Source organism: Prevotella sp. P2-180 (genome assembly GCF_002251435.1).
In the GTDB taxonomy this organism is placed as follows: domain Bacteria; phylum Bacteroidota; class Bacteroidia; order Bacteroidales; family Bacteroidaceae; genus Prevotella.
Genome location: NZ_NPJI01000029.1, coordinates 120,356 through 140,849, shown reverse-complemented (window position 1 = coordinate 140,849; position 20,494 = coordinate 120,356). Strand labels below are relative to the sequence as shown.

Genomic DNA, 20,494 nt, shown 5'->3' with positions numbered 1-20,494 from the left:
TACGAACGTGGAACTAAAAGATATAAAATCAGTCTACTTCATCGGTGCTGGAGGCATCGGGATGAGTGCCATTGCCAGATATTTCCTCGGAAAAGGTCTGGTTGTGGCTGGATATGACAAAACAGCGACACCACTGACAAGACAGTTAGAGAAAGAAGGCATGAGCATCCACTATGAGGAAAATATCGACCTCATACCTGATGGATGTAAGGACAAAACGTCTTGTCTTGTTGTGTATACTCCAGCTATACCGGCAGAACATAAAGAGCTTTGCTTCTTCCAAGAAAACAATTTCGAGATAGAAAAACGCGCACAGGTTCTCGGAACACTTACACGAGCCCACAAGGGACTGTGTGTGGCAGGAACACATGGCAAGACAACAACATCAACCATGTGCGCCCATCTTCTTCACCAAAGCCACGTAGACTGCAATGCCTTCCTTGGTGGCATCTCAAAGAACTACGGCACCAACTATATACTTAGCAAAAGCGACTATGTGGTGATAGAAGCAGACGAATTTGACCGCTCTTTCCATTGGTTGAGACCATGGATTAGCGTCATTACAGCCACAGACCCAGACCATCTCGACATCTATGGCACAAAAGAGGCATACCTAGAGAGTTTCAGACACTATTCTTCTCTCATACAACCTGGAGGCGCACTAATCATACACAAGAATCTGGAGATGAAGGACGAACTGCAGGAGGGTGTCGAAAGATATGAATACAGTCTTGACGAAGGTGACTTCCATGCCGAAAACATCATCATCGAGAACGGAGAGATAACATTCGACTTCGTTTCTCCGATAGAAAATGTGAAGAATGTGAGATTAGGACAACCTGTGCCTATTAATATCGAAAATGGTGTGGCTGCAATGGCAATGGCACAATTGGCAGGATGTACTGCCGACGAACTTCGACAGGCAATGGAGACTTATAGCGGCGTGGAACGAAGGTTTGACTTTAAGATAAAGACAGACAAGCTGGTGTTCCTTAGCGATTATGCACATCATCCCCAAGAAATTTTCCAAAGCGCAAGAAGCATAAGGGAACTATATCGCGATAAAAAGATAACTGCAATATTCCAACCACACTTGTACACTCGCACTCGAGACTTCTACAAGGATTTCGCAAGCAGTCTCAGTCTGCTCGATGAGGTGGTGCTTTGCGACATCTATCCTGCTCGAGAAAAGCCTATTGAGGGAGTAACCTCCAAGCTCATCTACGACAACTTGCGCGAAGGGGTGGAAAAGAAGATGATCAAAAAAGAAGAGGTGCTTGACTTTGTGAAGTCCAAAGATTTCCAAGTGCTTATTGTCCTTGGGGCAGGAGACCTCGACAACTATGTGCCTGAGATAGAGAATATACTGAAAAAGAATATATAACATCCCCTGAATGGTGGAAACGAATCAGCATCAATGAATTGGAAGAAAATCGTCATTATCGTACTCGATGTCATCTTGGCAGTTTACCTGCTTTTTGCCGTTACATCCTTCAACAAGCCTGAAGGGGCAAATGCCATATGCAATAAAGTGAAGATTGACATAACGGATGGCGTGGTCGACGGATTCCTGAACGTTGATGAGATAAAAGGCATACTGGAGAGAAATCATCTCTACCCTCTGGCTAAACCTATGAATACGGTCGACATAAGGGAAATTGAAGAGACTCTCGTCAAAAGCCCGTTCGTTAATGAGGCACAGTGCTATAAGACCCAAAGCGGACATATCTGCATCAAACTGACTCAGAGGATGCCAATAATCAGGATAAAGGCAAACAACGGCGACGACTATTACATCGACAACAACGGAGGCATTATGCCTAACGTGAAGTACTGTACCAATATCGTGGTCGCTACAGGCAACATCAGCAGACAGTATGCACAGAAAGTGCTGACAAAGGTGGGAAACACCATACTCTCTGACAAGTTCTGGCAAAATCAAGTGGTACAGATAAATGTCTTGCCCGACGGAACTTTAGAAATGGTACCAAGGGTTGGCGACCACATCGTATATCTCGGAGAACCTGTTGACGTAGGAGCCAAGCTCAACAGACTGATGAAATTCTATAAGTACGGATTGAGTCAGGCAGGGTGGAATAAGTATTCTTATATAAACATCGCATTCGACAACCAGATAATTTGCAAGAAAAAACAACATAACAATAGTACAATATAAAGATGGCAACAAAGGAATTTATTGTAGCAATCGAGCTTGGTTCATCTAAGGTGACAGGCATCGCAGGACAGAAGAACCTCGACGGAAGCATCAATGTGCTGGCCGTGGTTAAGGAGGAGTCGTCATCGTTCATTCGTAAGGGAGTCGCCTATAATATCGACAAAACGGCTCTTTGCATATCGAATATAGTCAAGAAGCTGACTAATCAACTCAAGACAGAGATCACAAAGGTCTATGTTGGTGTTGGTGGGCAATCTATAAGAAGTGTAAGAAATGTAATTACAAAAGACCTGCCTGTTGACACTAAGGTTACAGAACAAATGGTCATCGACCTTATGGATGCCAACAACATGGTGAAGTATCCTGATCAGGAAATCCTTGATGTGGCCATACAGGAGTATAAGATTGACTCACAATATCAGAGCGACCCCGTAGGTATACAATGCTCAAGACTGGAGGGTAATTTCTTGAATATTCTCCAGAGATACACCTTCTACAAGAACCTCAACAAGTGTTTTGAAAATGCTGGAGTGAATGTCGCACAAATGTTTATCTCACCTATCGCATTAGCCGACAGTGTGCTTACTGAAACTGAAAAAAGGTCGGGATGTGCTCTCGTCGATATCGGTGCCGACACCACCACAGTGAGTGTCTACAACAAGAATGTACTGCGCCATCTCGCCGTCATTCCACTCGGAAGCCGAAACATCACAAAGGATATCGCTTCCCTGCAGATTGAGGAAAGCGACGCGGAGAAGATGAAACTGAAATATGGTTGCGCATATACCGACAACGCTGACATCGACAACAATCTCAAACTGCCTATTGATGCTGACCGAAGCGTAGACAGCAGGAAGTTTATCGAAATAGTAGAAGGAAGGCTGGAAGAAATAATAGAAAACGTGTGGAACCAGATACCTTCTGACTACTACGAAAAGCTACTCCTCGGAGGTATCATACTCACTGGTGGAGGCTCAAATTTCAAAAACATAGAAAAAGCTTTCTACAACTATACGCATCTCGACAAAATTCGTGTGGCTAAATTCGTCAACCACACCGTTAAGTCCAATAATGCAGACATCAATGCAAAAAACGGAATGATGAACACAATATTGGGTCTACTCATAAAAGGAGACCAGAATTGCGCTGGAGTGGAAGTAGACCCTACAAACCTCTTCGACAGCAACAATACTGCCTCGCTCAACGGCCCTATAGCTCTCGGACAGCGCGCTGATACCGCCAAACGCCCAGGAGTGGTTCCTACCGAAGCTGAGAAGCGGAAGGCTGAAGAGGAAGCGCAAAGAAAACGCGAGGAAGAGGAACGAAGGAAAGAAGAGGAAGAACTTGAAAGAAAACGTATCGAAGAAGAGGAGAAAAAGAAAAGAGAAGAAGAGAGAAAACTCAACAGCCCTCTAAACAAGGGTATGAGATGGCTTAAAAAGGTGGTGAAGGAAATCACTACCGATGAATAAACCAAAACTCAACATACTCAGAGGACAGATGAGCAACAGTTTTAGAACTTTATAAACATTAAGAAAATTAAGATGGCAGACAACAATATACCATTGGTCGACTTTGGGTCACCAGAGAAAGAACATAGCATCATTAAGGTCATCGGCGTCGGTGGAGGTGGTGGAAACGCCGTTAACCACATGTACCGAGAGGGAATCCACGACGTGACATTCGTGTTGTGCAACACAGACGCGCAAGCTCTTAACGACTCGCCTGTGCCTGTTCACTTGCAGCTTGGCAAAGAGGGTCTTGGAGCAGGTAATAAGCCTGAACGTGCAAGAGTGGCTGCTGAGGAAAGTATCGACGACATCAGGAAAATGCTTAACGACGGAACGCGAATGACATTCATTACGGCTGGTATGGGAGGTGGTACTGGCACTGGCGCTGCTCCGGTCATAGCAAGGGTGTCGAAGGAAATGGACATTCTCACCGTGGGCATCGTGACAATTCCATTCCGTTTCGAGGGCGACAGAAAAATAGACCAGGCTCTCGATGGTGTTGAACAAATGTCGAAAAATGTAGATGCTTTGCTCGTCATCAACAACGAGCGTTTGCGTGAGATCTATCCAGAGCTCACTGTGCTCGACGCATTCGGAAAGGCTGACGACACACTGAGCATAGCAGCAAAAAGTATAGCTGAAATCATTACGGTTCATGGACTCATCAACCTCGACTTCAACGACGTGAAAACCGTTCTCAAGGATGGTGGTGTAGCAATCATGTCTACTGGATACGGTGAAGGGGAAGGACGTGTAAAGAAGGCTATCGACGACGCCCTTAACTCGCCGTTGCTCAACGACAACAATGTGTTTAAGTCGAAAAAGATTCTTCTCAACATCTCCTTCTGCGGCAACAAGGACAGCAAGGACGGACTGCTCATGGAGGAGATGAACGATGTCAACGACTTCATGGCGAAGTTTGGCGACTTCGAGATAAAATGGGGTATCGCTACAGACCCGGAATTAGGTAAAAAGGTGAAGGTCACCATTCTCGCCACAGGATTCGGCATAGAAAACGTGGACGGAATGCACGGGCATATCAAGCGCCACACTCAGGAAGAGGCTAACCGCATTGCGGAGGAACAGGAAAGGGCTGCCGAGCGTCAAGAACGACGAAACCAATATTATGGCACAGAAGGCAACAACAAGAAATATAAGCGTAGACCACACATCTACCTCTTCCATCCTGAAGACCTCGACAACGACAATGTCATTGCCAAGGTTGAAGACACTCCTACCTATAAGAGGACAAAAGAGATACTGGAAAGCATCAACAGTTTGTCAAACATTCAGGTCATAAAGCCAGAACCAGTGGTTGAGGAAGCCAAAGACTCCACTCCAGGAACCATAAAGTTTTTATAAAAAAAGGAATCATTGTATAGTTCAACGGAACTCATTGGAGTTTTACACTCCACACAAACTTGAGCAAGTTACAAATTTCAATAAAAAAATATAGAACATGTTATTCGATCAAGTAAGCAAAGACATAGTTGCTGCCATGAAGGCAAAAGACAAAGTGCGTCTTGAAGCACTTCGCAACATAAAAAAAGTGTTTATCGAAGCTAAAACGGCTCCAGGGGCCAACGACACTCTCGACGATGCAGCCGCATTGAAAATACTTCAGAAACTGGCAAAACAAGGTAACGACTCTGCTGCCCTTTACAAAGGACAAAACAGAGAAGACCTTGCCGAGGCAGAACTGGCACAGGTTGCCGTCATAGAGAGCTACCTTCCAAAGCCCATGAGCTCCGAAGAAATTGAAAATGCAGTAAAAGACATTATTTCACAAACCGGAGCCTCTTCTATCAAAGAGATGGGAAAGGTGATGGGTATTGCAAGCAAGCAGCTCGCCGGTAAAGCAGACGGAAAGACAATATCGGAAATCGTGAAAAAATTGTTGGTTTAAACACCTAAAATAAACCACATTTTTCATAATAACTATTTAGGGCATGACAGTCTACTTTTTATAATAGACTGTCATGCTTTAATTGATTTTTCCACCTTTTGATAGTAAATGGCTATTTTTTATGGTTAAAACAAAAAAAAGTGGAATTTTATTTGGCGTTTTGCATAAATATGTATACCTTTGCGCTCAAATTTGTATAAACATTCAATAATGAGGATAAAGAAGGACAGGCTTGAAACCTTGAGAATGATAATTTCAAGCAGGGAAATGGGAAGTCAGGAAGAGCTTCTAGCTGCTTTGCAGGAAGAGGGATTCAAACTCACACAGGCTACTCTTAGCCGCGACCTTAAGCAGCTGAAGGTCGCCAAGGCGGCAAGCATGGGCGGAAACTATGTCTATGTGTTGCCAAACGTGGCAATGTATAAAAGGGTGAGCAGCCCTGCACAAGTGAAAGAGATGATGCAGGTTCCGGGATTCTTATCTATCAATTTCTCAGGAAATATTGGTGTGATAAAAACACGACCTGGATACGCAAGCAGCATTGCTTATAACATCGATGCCAGCAACATACCATATATCTTAGGTACAATAGCGGGCGACGACACCATTCTTATAGTATGTACGGAAAATTCCTCCGAACACGACGTGGTGGCTGCATTGAGCAAGGTGGTGCCGAATATGGTGTAAGTAGAGAGGTGACTTTCGATCACAAGTAAGGGAAGTTAAGCACATGCGAAACTTAAATATATAATATATAAAAGTGGAAGAAATTAGAATTTTGGTAGCCGACCCTTCACATGAGAAATATGTCGACACCATCTTACAGACCATCGCCGATGCCGCAAAAGTGCGAGGCACCGGTATCGCAAAGCGAACTCATGAATACCTTGCCACAAAGATGAAAGAGGCAAAGGCTGTGATTGCACTTGAAGGCGAGAACTTCGCCGGATTTAGCTATATCGAGACGTGGGGCAACAAACAATATGTCACCACCTCGGGACTCATTGTACATCCAAACTATCGTCATCTTGGCATTGCTAAGAAAATCAAGGACATGACGTTCACTCTGGCAAGAACAAGATGGCCACATGCCAAAATTTTCTCTCTCACCAGCGGAGCGGCCGTAATGACCATGAACACTCAATTGGGCTATCAACCTGTCACCTTCGCTGATCTTACAGATGACGAGGCTTTCTGGCGTGGATGCGAGGGTTGCATCAATGTCGATGTGCTGCACCGCACCGATCGCAAATACTGCATCTGCACTGCCATGCTCTACGACCCTGAAGAGCATCTGCCAGCAAAAATCCCACAGGATGTGCTGGACCGTATACGAGAATTGGAAAAATAATCGTTTGGCAAAACTAATTCGAAATTTAAATATAATATTTATATAAAACATGAATAAGAAAGTAGTAGTAGCCTTTTCTGGCGGATTGGATACCTCCTACACAGTAATGAAACTGAAGGAGGAAGGTTATGACGTTTATGCAGCTTGCGCCAACACTGGTGGATTCAGCGCAGAACAGTTGGAGAAGAACGAGGAAAACGCCTATAAGCTCGGCGCAGTACAGTATGTGACACTCGACGTCACTCACGAGTATTACGAAAAGTCGCTGAAATACATGATTTTCGGCAACGTCCTTCGAAACAACTGCTATCCTATCTCTGTGTCGTCAGAACGCATCTTCCAAGCCATCGCTATTGCACGCTACGCCAAGGAGATTGGAGCCGATGCCATAGCACACGGTTCTACCGGTGCCGGCAACGACCAGATACGTTTCGACATGACTTTCCTCGTCATGGCTCCGGGAGTGGAGATAATCACACTTACACGCGACCACAAACTGACCCGCAAGGAAGAGGTTGACTACCTCAACGACCATGGCTTCTTCGCCGACTTCACCAAGCTGAAGTACTCATACAACGTAGGCATTTGGGGCACAAGTATCTGCGGTGGCGAACTGCTCGACCCAACACAAGGTCTGCCCGAGGAGGCTTATCTAAAGCATGTCACCGCCAAGGAACAAGAGGCTGTACTGAAAATCACATTCGACAAGGGCGAGATAGTGGCAGTCAACGACGAAACATTCGACGACAAGGTTGCCGCCATTCAGAAAATTGAGGAGATTGGTGCTTCTTACGCCATCGGCCGCGACGCTAACGTGGGCGACACCATCATTGGTATCAAGGGGCGTGTAGGGTTTGAGGCAGCCGCTCCGAAGCTTATCATCGAAGCCCATCGTCTGTTAGAGAAGTCTACTCTGAGCAAGTGGCAGCAGTATTGGAAGGACCAGGTTGCCAACTGGTACGGCATGTTCCTCCACGAGAGCCAGTATCTTGAGCCGGTGATGCCGGACATCGAGGCAATGCTGACTTCTTCGCAGCGCAACGTGACAGGAACGGCAATACTCAAGCTCCGTCCCTACGGTTTCGAGACAGTGGGCATCGACTCCGACAACGACCTCACTAAGTCGAAGCTTGGCGAATATGGCGAGACACAGACAGGATGGACAGCAGATGAGGCAAAGGGCTTTATCAAGGTGTCGAGCACTCCGCTGAGAGTTTATTATGGCATACATCCGAATGAGAGATAACCTTTAATACATAACAATTATGAACAAGAAATTTTATTTGTCAGAAACCGACAAGAAAATCGGTGGCGTATGTGGTGGTCTCGCCGAATATTTCGGTATCGATTCACTCATCCTGAGACTTATCTTCGTTGCACTGATCATTGGTTGGGGCACTGGCTTGTTGCTTTATATTCTCTTGTGGATTCTTGCACCGAAGAAAGGATTATAGAAAAAAATATGGTAAAAGTAGGTATTTTAGGTGCAGCAGGCTATACTGGCGGTGAACTGATACGCCTGCTGCTTAATCACCCTGAGGCTGACATTGTGTTTGCCAATTCCGAAAGCAATGCCGGCAACCACGTGGCAGAAGTACACGAAGGACTCTATGGCGACACCGACCTCTGCTTTACGTCGGAGATGCCTTTCGACAAAGTGGATGTCGTGTTCTTCTGCTTCGGACATGGCAAGAGCGAGGCATTCCTTAAAGAGCATTCCATACCAGGAAATGTAAAGATTATCGACCTCGCACAAGACTTTCGTCTGGCAGCTCCCGGCAACGACTATGTATACGGACTCCCCGAAATCAACAAAGAAAGAATAGAAAAGGCGCAGCATGTGGCTAATCCAGGATGCTTCGCCACCTGCATACAACTGGGACTTCTCCCCGCCGCAAACATGGGAATCCTCACAGACGACGTGGCTGTCAACGCCATCACCGGTAGCACCGGAGCAGGCCAGAAACCCTCAGCCACCACTCATTTCTCATGGCGCAACAACAATATGAGCATCTACAAGGCATTCACCCATCAGCATGTTCCTGAAATAAGGCAAAGCCTCACCCAAGTGCAAGGACGTCTTGATGCCGCCATCGACTTCATACCATACCGTGGCGACTTCGCCCGCGGCATCTTTGCCACATCGGTAGTAAAAACCCAAAAACCGATAGAGGAAATCGTAGAGGGATACAAGGCATTCTACAAAAACGCCCGATTCACTCACTATGTCGACAAACCTATCGACATGAAACAGGTGGTCAACACCAACAAGGCTCTTGTACATTGCGACAAGTATGGCGACAAACTTCTTGTCACCTCCACCATCGACAACCTTCTGAAAGGAGCCGTTGGACAGGCTGTGCAAAATATGAACATCATGTTTGGACTCGACGAGGCTGCAGGACTAAACCTCAAGGCTTCTGCATTTTAATTGGTATTAAAAATGAAATTATTCGACGTATATCCTTTATTCGACATAAACATAGTTAAAGGTAAGGGCTGTAATGTATGGGACGACAAGGGGCAGGAATATCTCGACCTTTATGGCGGACATGCCGTTATCAGCATTGGCCACTGCCATCCTCACTACGTGGAGATGATGACCCAACAACTCAACTTACTTGGCTTCTACTCCAATTCAGTGGTCAACAAGTTGCAACAGCTTCTTGCCGAGCGTCTCGGTAAAGCATGCGGATACGACGACTATCAGCTGTTTCTTATCAACAGTGGCGCCGAGGCCAATGAGAACGCACTGAAGCTGGCTTCGTTCACCAACGGACGCAAACGTGTGCTCTCTGCCGTGAAAGCGTTCCACGGACGCACTTCGCTGGCTGTCGAAGTAACCAACAATCCCAAAATCATCGCTCCAATCAACAACGGCGGCCATGTAACCTACCTGCCTCTTAACGAACTTGAGGCATGGGAGACTGAACTCGCCAAGGGCGATGTATGCGCTTGCATCATCGAGTGCATACAAGGAGTGGGAGGCATCCGTATGGCATCTAAGGAGTTTGCACAAGGACTGCAGGCTCTTTGCAAGAAATACGGAGCAATACTTATCTGCGACGAGATACAATGCGGCTACGGACGTAGCGGCAAGTTCTTCGCCCACCAGTGGCTCGACATCCGTCCAGATATCATCACATGCGCCAAGGGCATTGGAAACGGATTCCCCATGGGAGCAGTGCTCATCTCCCCCGACTTCAAACCGGAATACGGACAACTCGGCACTACCTTTGGCGGCAACCATCTTGCATGTACCGCAGCACTTGCTGTGCTCGACGTGATTGAGAAGGAGAATCTCGTGGAGAATGCACGCGAAGTGGGAGATTATCTTCTTGATAAACTTAAGGAACTTCAGCAGACAGAAAAGCATATCGTAGATGTTCGCGGTCGCGGACTCATGATAGGCATCGAACTCGACATTCCTCATAAGGACGTGCGCTCCCACCTTCTCTTCACCGACCACATCTTTACGGGATGCGCATCCACAAACATCCTCAGACTGTTGCCGCCACTTTGCTTCAGCAAGGAGATGGCCGACACGTTCATAGAAAGACTCAAACACATTTTATCAACAATTTAGACAATGAAAGTTTCAGTTATTGGCGCAGGAGCCATGGGCGGTGCTATCGTCCAAGGACTGCTAAAAGGAGATTTTTCCAAAAACTCCGACATCACCATCGCCGACCCTTCACAGAAGGTAATCGACCAATTTGCAGAAACTGGAGCCAGCATTACCACCGACAACAACATAGCCGCCGAGTCGTCAGACATCGTCAACGTTGTGGTTAAGCCATGGCTCGTAAAAGACGTGCTCGAAGGCATCAAGCCATCGCTTAACTACAAGAAACAGATTCTCGTAGTAGTGGCTGCCGGAGTGTCCTCTGGTCAGATTAAGGAATGGCTCGCCAAGGACGGCGAGGATCTGATACCCTTCTTCCTCGTCATCCCCAACATAGCCATCGCTCTCCTCAGCTCCATGACATTCATCGTACCAGCCAATGCAAAGCCAGAACACACGAAACTGATCAGCGAGTTGTACGGCAGCATGGGCGAGGTGATTATCACTGACGAAAAACATCTCGCCGCCGGTACTACACTTGCCTCCTGTGGCATAGCCTATGCCATGCGCTACATGCGTGCAGCCTCTGAAGGTGGTGTGGAGATAGGATTCAAGGCCGACGACGCCAAGAACATCGTGCTGCAGACAGTAAAGGGAGCCGTGGAACTGCTACAGGCCACCGGCGAGCATCCCGAAGCTGCCATCGACAAAGTCACTACCCCAGGCGGTGTGACCATCCGAGGACTCAACGAGATGGAGCATGCTGGATTCACCAGCGCCGTCATTAGGGGTCTGAAGGCAGCACTTTAAATATTGTTTAAGCCGATTTTTACTTATTGTGCCCGATGCCCCGTTAGGCCATCCCCGACAGTGGGAGTAAAGGGGGGCTAACAATTATGCACGACGCTATTCAACAAATTGGAGAACGACTCCGTGGACTGCGCGACGTACTCGACATTAAAGCCGAGGACGTTGCGCAATTATGTGATTTAGACATCGACACGTATCTAAAAATGGAAGATGGGGAAGGCGAACTCTCCATCAGTAGTCTACAAAAAATATCTAAGAAGTATGGTATCGCACTCGACGTGCTGCTCTTTGGTGAAGAACCTCACTTGAGCCATTATTTCCTCACCCGAAAGGGTCAAGGAATGAGCGTGGAGCGTCGCAAGGCGTATAAGTACCAAAGCCTTGCCAGCGGTTTCCGCGGACGCTCTGCCGACCCCTTCTTAGTCACCGTCGAGCCAAGTGCTGCCGACGCGCCCATTCACCTAAACTCTCATCAAGGGCAGGAGTTCAACTATGTCACCTCTGGTTCTCTCCTTCTGACCATAGGAAAAAAGACACTCACGCTCAACGAGGGCGACAGCATCTATTTCGACGCCACACAACCTCATGGCATGAAAGCCATAGGCGACAAGGCAGTCCAGTTTCTTGCCATCATCTTCTAACCAGAACCATATCCAACATCATGATAGAAAGATTCCTAAAACAGACATCATTTACCTCGCAGGAGGACTATAAAAAGCATCTGGAGTTTATTATCCCCGACCACTTTAACTTCGCCTACGACGTGATGGACTGTTGGGCAGAGGAAGCCCCCGACAAACTGGCTCTTCTGTGGACCAACGACGACGGCGAATGCATTCGTTTCTCCTTTCGCGACATCAAGGAACAGAGCGATCGCGCTGCCGCTTACTTTATGAGCCTCGGCATCGGCCGTGGGGACATGGTGATGCTCATACTAAAGCGTAGGTATGAGTTCTGGATCGCCATGCTCGCACTTCACAAGATAGGTGCTGTGGCAATCCCTGCCACTCACATGCTCACCACGCACGACATCGTCTATCGCAACAATCGTGCTGGCGTGAAGGCCATCATCTGCGCAGGTGAGGAATATATCATGCAGCAGGTTGTAGGCTCCAAGGCTGAAAGCCCTACACTACAGACTCTTGTCAGCATAGGTCCTAAACAGGCTGAAGGCTTCCACGACTGGCACAAGGAATGGAACGACGCTCCTGCTTTTGTCCGTCCGGAGAAAAACGACAATAGCGACACGATGCTTATGTATTTCACCTCTGGCACCAGCGGCGAACCGAAGATGGTTGCTCACGACTTCCTCTACGCCATGGGACATCTCACCACTGGCGTTTATTGGCACAACCTCAGCTCCGACAGCATACATCTCACCGTGGCCGACACTGGTTGGGGAAAGGCCGTATGGGGCAAGTTCTACGGACAATGGTTTGCAGGTGCCGCCGTTTTTGTGTTCGACCATGAGAAGTTCACCGCCGACAAGATTCTGCGTCAGATAGAGCGTTATCGCATCACCTCCTTCTGCGCACCTCCCACGGTCTATCGTTTTCTCATCCACGAAGACTTTTCCAACTACGATCTCTCTTCCCTCCGCTACTGCTGCACAGCTGGCGAGGCCCTCAATCCCGCGGTATTTGACAAGTTCAAGCAGCTCACTGGCATATCGCTTATGGAAGGCTTTGGACAGACCGAGACGACCATGACTCTTGGCACCATGCCATGGACAAAGCCTAAGCCTGGGTCGATGGGGCTTCCCAACCCACAATACGACATCGACCTTATCAAGCCTGATGGCACACCTTGCGAAGACGGTGAGAAGGGTGAGATAGTGGTGCGTGCTGGAGCCGACAAGCCAGTCGGACTCTTCAAGTATTACTATCGCGACGAGGAACTGACCCAAAACGTATGGCACGACGGTCTTTACCACACAGGCGATGTGGCATGGCGCGACGAGGATGGCTATTATTGGTTTGAAGGCCGCATAGACGATGTCATCAAGTCCAGCGGCTACCGCATCGGACCCTTTGAGGTGGAAAGTGCTCTCATGACCCATCCTGCCGTGGTGGAATGTGCCATCACCGGCGTGCCCGACGAGATACGAGGCATGGTGGTAAAGGCCACTATAGTGCTACACAACGACTGGAAAAGAAAGGCGGGTGACGAACTTGTGAAAGAACTGCAAAATCATGTGAAGCATGTCACCGCACCATATAAGTATCCACGCATCATCGAGTTTGTCGACGAACTCCCTAAGACCATCAGCGGCAAGATTCGACGCGTGGAAATAAGAGAAAAAGACAATAAGAAATGAGAATAGTTGTAAAGGTGGGCAGCAATGTGCTCACAAGAAGCGACGGACATCTCGACATCACCCGAATGTCTGCCATCATCGACCAGATAGCTTGGCTAAAGCAGCAGCATCATGAGGTAATTCTCGTTTCCTCAGGAGCCGTGGCTTGCGGACGACGGGAACTGCAGGTCAGCCATGACCTCGACACAGTAGAGCAACGTCAGCTCTTCTCCGCTCTCGGACAGGTGAAACTCATAGGTCTGTACTACGACCTCTTCCGCGAGCACAACATGCATGTGGGACAGATACTCACCATGAAGGAGAATTTTGAACCTGGAGAGCAGTTTGACAACCAGCGTGCTTGCATGCGGGTAATGCTTGAAAATGATGTCATTCCTGTAGTAAACGAAAACGACACTGTCAGCGTCACCGAACTGATGTTCACCGACAACGACGAGCTTTCTGGTCTCATAGCACAGATGATGCACGCCGACATGCTCATTCTGCTGAGCAATATTGACGGCATATATACAGGCAATCCTGCCGACCCTCAGTCGCGCCTCATCCCCAGTGTGGCCTTAGGACGCGACCTTAGCGAGTATATCCAGACCACCAAGAGCTCTGCAGGCCGTGGTGGCATGGTGTCGAAATACACCACAGCCATACGTGTGCAACAATCGGGCATCAAGGTGATCATAGCCAATGGAGAGCGCGAAAACATACTTGCCGACTTAATAACAAACAAAGACAATACACCACATACGGAGTTTGAAGTATGAAACAACTGTTTGAAAACACTAAGGCGGCAAGCCGAACTCTTGCCGCCATTTCCGACGACCGCCGCAACGAGATTCTTCTTGCCGTGGCTACGGCCATCATTTCTCAGAAGGAGCGCATCCTGTCTGCCAATTCACGCGACTTGGCTCGTATGGAGCACTCCAATCCACTCTACGACCGACTTCAGCTCACCTCATCACGTCTTGACGGCATAGCGTCAGACATGCGCAATGTGGCCTCGTTGCCATCTCCACTCGGTCGTGTGCTTCGTGAGACTGTCTTGCCAAACGGCTTGCGTTTGAAACGTGTCAGCGTGCCATTTGGCGTGATAGGAATGATTTATGAAGCACGGCCGAACGTCACGTTCGACGTCTTCTCACTCTGCTTCAAGAGTGGCAACGCTTGTGTGCTGAAAGGCGGCAAGGACGCCGACGAGAGCAATCGCGAAGAGGTGGCTCTCATCCACGAGATACTCCATCAATATGGTGTCTCTCCAGATGTTGTTACCCTTCTGCCTGCTACACACGATGCCACCGCAGCCATGCTAAATGCAGTGGGCTATGTCGACGTGTGTATACCTCGTGGCGGTCGTAAGCTCATCGACTTTGTGCGCGACAATGCCAAGGTGCCAGTTATAGAGACTGGTGCTGGTGTGGTTCATGCCTATTTCGACGAGTATGGCGATGTAGAGATGGGAGCGCGCATCATCGACAATGCCAAGACTCGTCGTGTCAGCGTATGCAACGCCCTCGACTGTCTAATCATCCATCGTTCACGACTTTCCGACCTTCCGAAACTTCTTGAGCCTGTGAAAGCTAAAGGTGTGGAAATATACGAGGAAGAATCTGCTTGGGGCACTGAATTTATGGACTACAAGATGTCTGTAAAGGTGGTCGACTCTCTCGACGAGGCTATAGCCCACATAACTCGTTATGGTTCAGGCCACAGCGAGTGTATAATCACTCAGGACGAGTCCAACGCCCGCCGCTTTCAGCAACTTGTTGATGCTGCCTGTGTGTATTGGAATGTTCCGACGAGCTTCACCGACGGAGCTCAGTTCGGACTTGGAGCAGAAATTGGTATCAGCACACAAAAGCTCGGCCCACGCGGTCCTATGGGACTCGAAGAAATCACCACCTACAAATGGCTGATAGAAGGAGAAGGACAAGTAAGGGAATAATAACTCCCCCCAATAAATAAAAAGAATATGAAAACATTTATGAATGTACATGACCTCGGTGACCTTAGGATGGCACTTGCCGAGGCAAAAGAGATAAAGAACGACAGGTTCAAGTATCAGAACCTCGGTAAGAACAAGACACTCATGATGGTGTTCTTCAACAACTCATTGCGCACACGCCTTTCCACACAAAAGGCGGCAATGAACCTTGGCATGAATGTCATCGTACTCGACGTCAACGCTGGAGCCTGGAAGCTCGAGACTGAACGTGGTGTGATCATGGACGGCGACAAAAGCGAGCATCTGCTGGAGGCTATTCCTGTCATGGGCTGCTATTGCGACCTCATAGGTGTGCGCTCTTTCGCAGGCCTCACCGACCGCGACTACGACTATGCCGAGACCGTCATCCAGCAGTTTATCAAGTATAGCGGTCGTCCCGTCTTTGCCATGGAGTCGGCCACTGTCCATCCACTCCAGGCCTTTGCCGACCTCATCACCATCTCTGAGCATAGCCCTGTGGGTCGTCCTAAGGTGGTGCTCTCGTGGGCACCTCACTGTCGCGCCCTTCCACAGGCCGTGCCCAACTCGTTTGCCGAGTGGATGAATGCCGCCAATGTGGATTTTGTGGTCACTCATCCTGAGGGCTATGAGCTCGATCCAAAGTTTGTGGGCAACGCTCGTGTAGAGTACGACCAGATGAAGGCTCTCGAAGGAGCAGATTTCGTGTACGCCAAAAACTGGAGCTGCCCTGGTGTCACCAACAAATCTGACTACGGCAAGATTCTCAGCAAGGACATGTCGTGGACCATCGACTCAGCCCATATGTCTGTCACCAACAACGGCAAGTTCATGCACTGTCTCCCTGTGCGTCGTGGCCTCATCGTCACCGACGATGTCATCGAGAGCCCTAACTCTCTCGTCATCCCCGAGGCAGCCAATCGCGAGATATCTGCCACTGTGGTCATCAAGCGAATGCTCGAAAGCTTATAAAAAAGGAGGATGTCGTTATGGCAGAACACAACGACCTTGGGAAATGGGGAGAAGACGTGGCTCTGGCCTATCTTTTAGACCAAGGCTACCGCCTGTTGGACAGAAACTGGCACCAAGGCCATCGCGACCTCGACCTTATCATGCAGCAAGACGACACTCTTGTGATAGTTGAAGTCAGGACCCGCCGCAACAATCTCTTTATGGATCCAGAGCAGACAGTCGACGCTCTCAAGATGCTGTCATTGTCAAAAGCGGCAAACGCTTATATTCGACTCCACCGGATATCCTTGAACATACGTTTTGACATAGTGGCCATTACAGGAACTCCTTCGTCTGACTTCACAATCAATCATATAGAAGATGCCTTCTATCCTCCTGCAATATGGAGGTAGAAGGCATCTTCTTATTTACTATTTTTCTGTTATCTTACTGCCAAATAAGTTCTGACTTAGAATTCTTCACCCAGTCTAAATAGTTATGGTCGGCATTCCATTTAGCGAAATCAGGATATGCAACCTCTATGTTTTGCCTCTCCTTAGGCCATTGCCATGTACCCTCAAGCAAGAACATCTGAGGTGCCGTGCCTGAATCCGGACCGTAAATTCTTATAGCTTGACCACCCAACTCTTCTGATTCTGGAATAGTCACCTTAATGCTAAATCCTCCCATGTCGTCTGATGCCAGATTGAAATCAGCAGGAACTGTGATTGTTTGTACAGTCTTGCCATTATCGGATGTTACACCAGTGTTTATCATTGGGTATGTACCATCCTCATTTACTGAATGTCCCAACAAATCGTGGACTTCGCCTATTAACCCAAGTTTGACATTTGCTTATCCGTTTTTCCTGCTCTCCTGTACTTTGCGATTTTCATTTGCGGCGCTGTGTACTACAAACTTTTCTCGATTCTGATTTTTCTGAATGGCATCTTTTTGTACTTTAGTCGTTCATAAATATCATCCGCGGATTTGTTCGGCTCGCTGCAAAGCCTCATGTAGACCTCCTCTCCAAGGGCATTGGTGGCTTCCGTGGTGACAGCCTTCTGCGTGGATAGCCTTCGGACAATCTCCGTCCAAAAGCATGTCTCTCCGGTTTGCTTGAGTTTGTATCGTATGGTGTTGACTATCCAGTATGAAAGCAGGCCGAGAAAGAGTAGGGCATCAGACCGGTCGTCCTTCTTGTGATGTATCGGACGCAGGTTCAGATCGGTCTTCAACTGACGGTTGGTATTATGAGAAGCTTCACATAATACCAACAAATGGATCAAGCAGCATCTTCACATAAAATCATTCTATGGTACTTCCGAGAATGCCATATACATGCAAATTTGGATTGCCATATGCACATATCTGCTTTTGGCTTATGCAAAAAAGGTAATGCATATAGATCAATCATTACATACTATCTCAAAAAACGTCGGTTTATTCCTTACGGATAAGACCCCATTAAATGAATTGTTTATCAAAACTGTCCCAAAAGAAAAGAGTGACGAAGAGCTATATCCCAGCCTTTTGGACAACGATGATTTCTAAACGGGACAGCAGTGAAGCTAAATAATAAAACAATATTATAAATTTAACATTTTTAACCTAAAAGTTTACGTAAATTCTTGCGCAGATTCATACCTTTTCGGGTAAAATATTTAAAGAATGAGGAGCGCGATTTGCTTGAGTGTCTATTTCTGGAAAAGTTTACTTTGCACGGATAAGTGTTTTTACCGCATAACAAAAAAATCGTCGGTAAAGGCTAAAGCCAATGACCGACGAACTCTTCTGCGCTTCAGGATGGGCTTGAACCAACGACCCCATGATTAACAGTCATGTGCTCTAACCAACTGAGCTACTGAAGCAGTGATGTTAAAAAAAGACTGCCGCATGCAGCCTAAAAAAAGCGCTTCAGGATGGGCTTGAACCAACGACCCCATGATTAACAGTCATGTGCTCTAACCAACTGAGCTACTGAAGCAGTATGCGCATCATTTCTGATTTGCGCTGCAAAGGTACGACGAAATTTCGAAACCACCAAACGTTTTTCAAAAAAAATGGCCGAAAAGCCCTATTTTTTTTATTTTTATGGCAATTTATTGTGCTTTTCCCATATAATACTGTAATTTTGCAACCAAAAATAATAATGTCTGTAGATATGAAGAAATCATTAGCGGCTCTGCTATTCTTTTTGGCCACAACGGCTTGCTTGAATGCGCAAGAGGTGAAAAACCATAATTTCGAGGTGGCGAAAAACCTCGACGTGTTTAACAATATTTACAAGGGACTCGACTTAATGTATGTCGACACGCTCAACCCACAGGAGGTGATTGGCAACGGCATTAAGGCCATGCTCAACAGTCTCGACCCTTACACAGAATACTATCCGGAGGAAAAAACCAAAGACCTCAAACTCATGATCACAGGCAAGTATGCCGGTATTGGTTCGATTATAAGATGGCACCAAAGACTGAAGGCTACCGTGATTGACCAACCGTACAAAGGAATGCCTGCCGACTTGGCAGGACTGAAGAAGGGCGACATAATACTCAGCATCGACAATCTGGACATGAGGGGGAAAGACACAAAATACGTGAGCGAACACCTCAGAGGCACTGCCGGAACTTCGTTTGTACTGAAAGTAAAACGACCATCAACAGGTAAAACCTTAAAACTGAAAATCACAAGGCAAAACATTAAGGAAGCCGACATCCCTTACTATGGAATGATTGGAGACAACACGGGATACATCAACTTCAGGTCATACACCGACGGTTGCGCAAGAAACGTGAGAAAGGCATTTATTGACCTGAAAAACAAAGGCGCAAAAAATCTCGTGTTCGACCTTAGGGAAAACGGAGGCGGGTCGGTGCAAGAGGCTGTAGACATCATCAACCTATGGGTACCGAAAGAAACTCTCATCATAAAGCAGAAAGGCAAGCTGCCGCAAGCTAACCACGACTATATGACAAGGCTCGAACCTGTAGACACACTGATGCCCATAGTGGTGCTGGTGAGCGGCATGACAGCCAGCTCGAGCGAAATAACCTGCGGTGCACTACAGGACCTCGACAGAGCGATAATATTAGGTACGCGCACGTATGGTAAAGGTTTGGTACAAGCCACCATCGACATGCCATACAACGGAAGCCTGAAACTCACCACAGGAAAATATTTCATTCCAAGCGGCAGATGCATACAGGCCGTAAACTACAAGCACAGCGGAGGCGGATATAAAGAAAGCATACCCGATAGCCTCACCAGAGTATTCTACACTAAAAACCGACGCGAGGTGCGCGACGGAGGAGGCATAAAACCAGACGTGGAGGTGAAACCCGACACCTTGCCCAACATCGCTTTCTATATCGACCGGCTAGACTCCATGGAGGTGATGTTTGACTATGTGGCCGACTATGTGGCAAAACACGACTCGATAGCTCCGCCAAAGGAATTCAGACTCTCCGACGCCGACTTCGAAGACTTCAAACAGAGAGTGGTGAGCAGCGGTTTCAACTACGACCCCGAAAGTGACAAGGCACTCGACCAACTGGAGAAGTTGGCACGGTTTGAGGGTTACTACCAAGACGCGAAAGAAGAATTCGAAGCCCTAAGGAAAAAGCTGAAACACAACGTGGCCCGGGATATAGAAAAAGAGAAAGCCACTCTGAAAGAAATGATTGAACAAGACATAGTGGCCGCTTACTATTATGAAGCCGGAGCTATAGAAAACATAATGTATCACGACAAACAACTCAAAGAAGCCGTGAGACTGCTCGAAAATGAGGAAGAATACAAAAGCGTGCTGGAGAAAGTAGCAAAGAGTGAACAGTGAGAAATCACTCTACTCTCCACTCTTTAGTTAAATAACATTAACGAAAAGGTTAATTCTTAGCTTTGTAGCGAGAATTTCAGATTTTTTCCGTACCTTTGCACCGTTCAGTGGAATG

20 protein-coding genes, 2 tRNA genes and 1 pseudogene are annotated in these 20,494 nt (G+C 47.4%); 19 read left to right on the top strand and 4 right to left on the bottom strand.

Going from position 1 to position 20,494, the window contains the following annotated elements:
- Positions 1-7: 7 nt before the first annotated feature.
- From murC to CIK98_RS04680, 18 genes and pseudogenes are all read left to right on the top strand, one after another.
- Positions 8-1,384: a UDP-N-acetylmuramate--L-alanine ligase gene (gene murC / locus CIK98_RS04765; RefSeq protein ID WP_094383135.1), complete on the top strand. Its 1,377-nt coding sequence runs from the start codon at positions 8-10 to the stop codon at positions 1,382-1,384.
- Between the two features lie 33 nt (positions 1,385-1,417).
- Positions 1,418-2,176, top strand: coding sequence for a cell division protein FtsQ/DivIB (locus CIK98_RS04760; RefSeq protein ID WP_094383134.1), 759 nt, complete (start codon positions 1,418-1,420; stop codon positions 2,174-2,176).
- 2 nt (positions 2,177-2,178) lie between these two features.
- Positions 2,179-3,648 carry a cell division protein FtsA gene (gene ftsA / locus CIK98_RS04755; protein WP_094383133.1) on the top strand — a complete coding sequence of 490 codons (1,470 nt, stop codon included), beginning with the start codon at positions 2,179-2,181 and terminating at the stop codon, positions 3,646-3,648.
- A 72-nt stretch (positions 3,649-3,720) separates the two neighbouring features.
- Positions 3,721-5,049: a cell division protein FtsZ gene (gene ftsZ / locus CIK98_RS04750; RefSeq protein WP_094383132.1), complete on the top strand. Its 1,329-nt coding sequence runs from the start codon at positions 3,721-3,723 to the stop codon at positions 5,047-5,049.
- Between the two features lie 97 nt (positions 5,050-5,146).
- Entirely contained in the window at positions 5,147-5,593 is a 447-nt protein-coding gene (locus tag CIK98_RS04745) for a GatB/YqeY domain-containing protein (RefSeq protein ID WP_094383131.1), read from the top strand.
- Positions 5,594-5,803: 210 nt separating this feature from the next.
- Positions 5,804-6,280, top strand: coding sequence for an arginine repressor (locus tag CIK98_RS04740; RefSeq protein ID WP_094383130.1), 477 nt, complete (start codon positions 5,804-5,806; stop codon positions 6,278-6,280).
- A gap of 73 nt (positions 6,281-6,353) precedes the next feature.
- Complete coding sequence (locus tag CIK98_RS04735; RefSeq protein ID WP_094383129.1) at positions 6,354-6,944, top strand: GNAT family N-acetyltransferase; 591 nt, start codon at positions 6,354-6,356, stop codon at positions 6,942-6,944.
- 49 nt (positions 6,945-6,993) lie between these two features.
- The gene (locus tag CIK98_RS04730) at positions 6,994-8,190 is read left to right on the top strand and encodes an argininosuccinate synthase (protein ID WP_094383128.1); all 1,197 of its coding nucleotides are present in this window, start codon (positions 6,994-6,996) and stop codon (positions 8,188-8,190) included.
- Positions 8,191-8,209: 19 nt separating this feature from the next.
- Positions 8,210-8,398 carry a PspC domain-containing protein gene (locus CIK98_RS04725; protein WP_094383127.1) on the top strand — a complete coding sequence of 63 codons (189 nt, stop codon included), beginning with the start codon at positions 8,210-8,212 and terminating at the stop codon, positions 8,396-8,398.
- Between the two features lie 8 nt (positions 8,399-8,406).
- Positions 8,407-9,375, top strand: coding sequence for an N-acetyl-gamma-glutamyl-phosphate reductase (argC, locus tag CIK98_RS04720; RefSeq protein WP_094383126.1), 969 nt, complete (start codon positions 8,407-8,409; stop codon positions 9,373-9,375).
- Positions 9,376-9,387: 12 nt separating this feature from the next.
- Entirely contained in the window at positions 9,388-10,530 is a 1,143-nt protein-coding gene (locus tag CIK98_RS04715; RefSeq protein WP_094383125.1) for an aspartate aminotransferase family protein, read from the top strand.
- Positions 10,531-10,533: 3 nt separating this feature from the next.
- Positions 10,534-11,319 carry a pyrroline-5-carboxylate reductase gene (locus tag CIK98_RS04710; protein WP_094383124.1) on the top strand — a complete coding sequence of 262 codons (786 nt, stop codon included), beginning with the start codon at positions 10,534-10,536 and terminating at the stop codon, positions 11,317-11,319.
- A gap of 86 nt (positions 11,320-11,405) precedes the next feature.
- Complete coding sequence (locus CIK98_RS04705) at positions 11,406-11,960, top strand: helix-turn-helix domain-containing protein (RefSeq protein ID WP_094383123.1); 555 nt, start codon at positions 11,406-11,408, stop codon at positions 11,958-11,960.
- Between the two features lie 20 nt (positions 11,961-11,980).
- Positions 11,981-13,636, top strand: a complete 1,656-nt coding sequence (locus CIK98_RS04700) for an AMP-binding protein (protein WP_094383122.1) — start codon at positions 11,981-11,983, stop codon at positions 13,634-13,636.
- Positions 13,633-14,385 (top strand): annotated as a pseudogene (proB, locus tag CIK98_RS04695) (glutamate 5-kinase); the annotation flags it as partial. The gene CIK98_RS04700 and the pseudogene proB, both read left to right, overlap by 4 nt.
- A 5-nt stretch (positions 14,386-14,390) precedes the next feature.
- A complete protein-coding gene (locus CIK98_RS04690) occupies positions 14,391-15,572 on the top strand; it encodes a glutamate-5-semialdehyde dehydrogenase (RefSeq protein WP_094383120.1) in 1,182 nt (393 codons plus the stop codon).
- A 27-nt stretch (positions 15,573-15,599) separates the two neighbouring features.
- Positions 15,600-16,562, top strand: a complete 963-nt coding sequence (locus CIK98_RS04685; RefSeq protein WP_094383119.1) for an acetylornithine carbamoyltransferase — start codon at positions 15,600-15,602, stop codon at positions 16,560-16,562.
- Between the two features lie 17 nt (positions 16,563-16,579).
- Positions 16,580-16,954, top strand: a complete 375-nt coding sequence (locus tag CIK98_RS04680) for a YraN family protein (protein ID WP_094383118.1) — start codon at positions 16,580-16,582, stop codon at positions 16,952-16,954.
- Between the two features lie 34 nt (positions 16,955-16,988).
- Here CIK98_RS04680 and CIK98_RS04675 read toward each other — a convergent pair whose 3' ends face one another.
- The 4 genes from CIK98_RS04675 to CIK98_RS04655 form a co-directional block, all read right to left on the bottom strand.
- Positions 16,989-17,318 carry a DUF4842 domain-containing protein gene (locus CIK98_RS04675; RefSeq protein WP_094383117.1) on the bottom strand — a complete coding sequence of 110 codons (330 nt, stop codon included), beginning with the start codon at positions 17,316-17,318 and terminating at the stop codon, positions 16,989-16,991.
- Positions 17,319-17,452: 134 nt separating this feature from the next.
- Positions 17,453-17,779 (bottom strand): transposase, encoded by a 327-nt coding sequence (locus CIK98_RS04670; RefSeq protein ID WP_253249646.1) that lies wholly within the window; start codon positions 17,777-17,779, stop codon positions 17,453-17,455.
- A 559-nt stretch (positions 17,780-18,338) separates the two neighbouring features.
- Positions 18,339-18,412, bottom strand: a tRNA-Asn gene (locus tag CIK98_RS04660).
- 42 nt (positions 18,413-18,454) lie between these two features.
- Positions 18,455-18,528 (bottom strand) — tRNA-Asn (locus tag CIK98_RS04655).
- Positions 18,529-18,705: 177 nt separating this feature from the next.
- On the opposite strand from CIK98_RS04655, the gene CIK98_RS04650 reads away from it, so the two are divergent.
- On the top strand, positions 18,706-20,379 hold the full coding sequence (locus CIK98_RS04650; protein ID WP_094383115.1) for a S41 family peptidase: 1,674 nt from the start codon (positions 18,706-18,708) through the stop codon (positions 20,377-20,379).
- Positions 20,380-20,494: the final 115 nt, after the last annotated feature.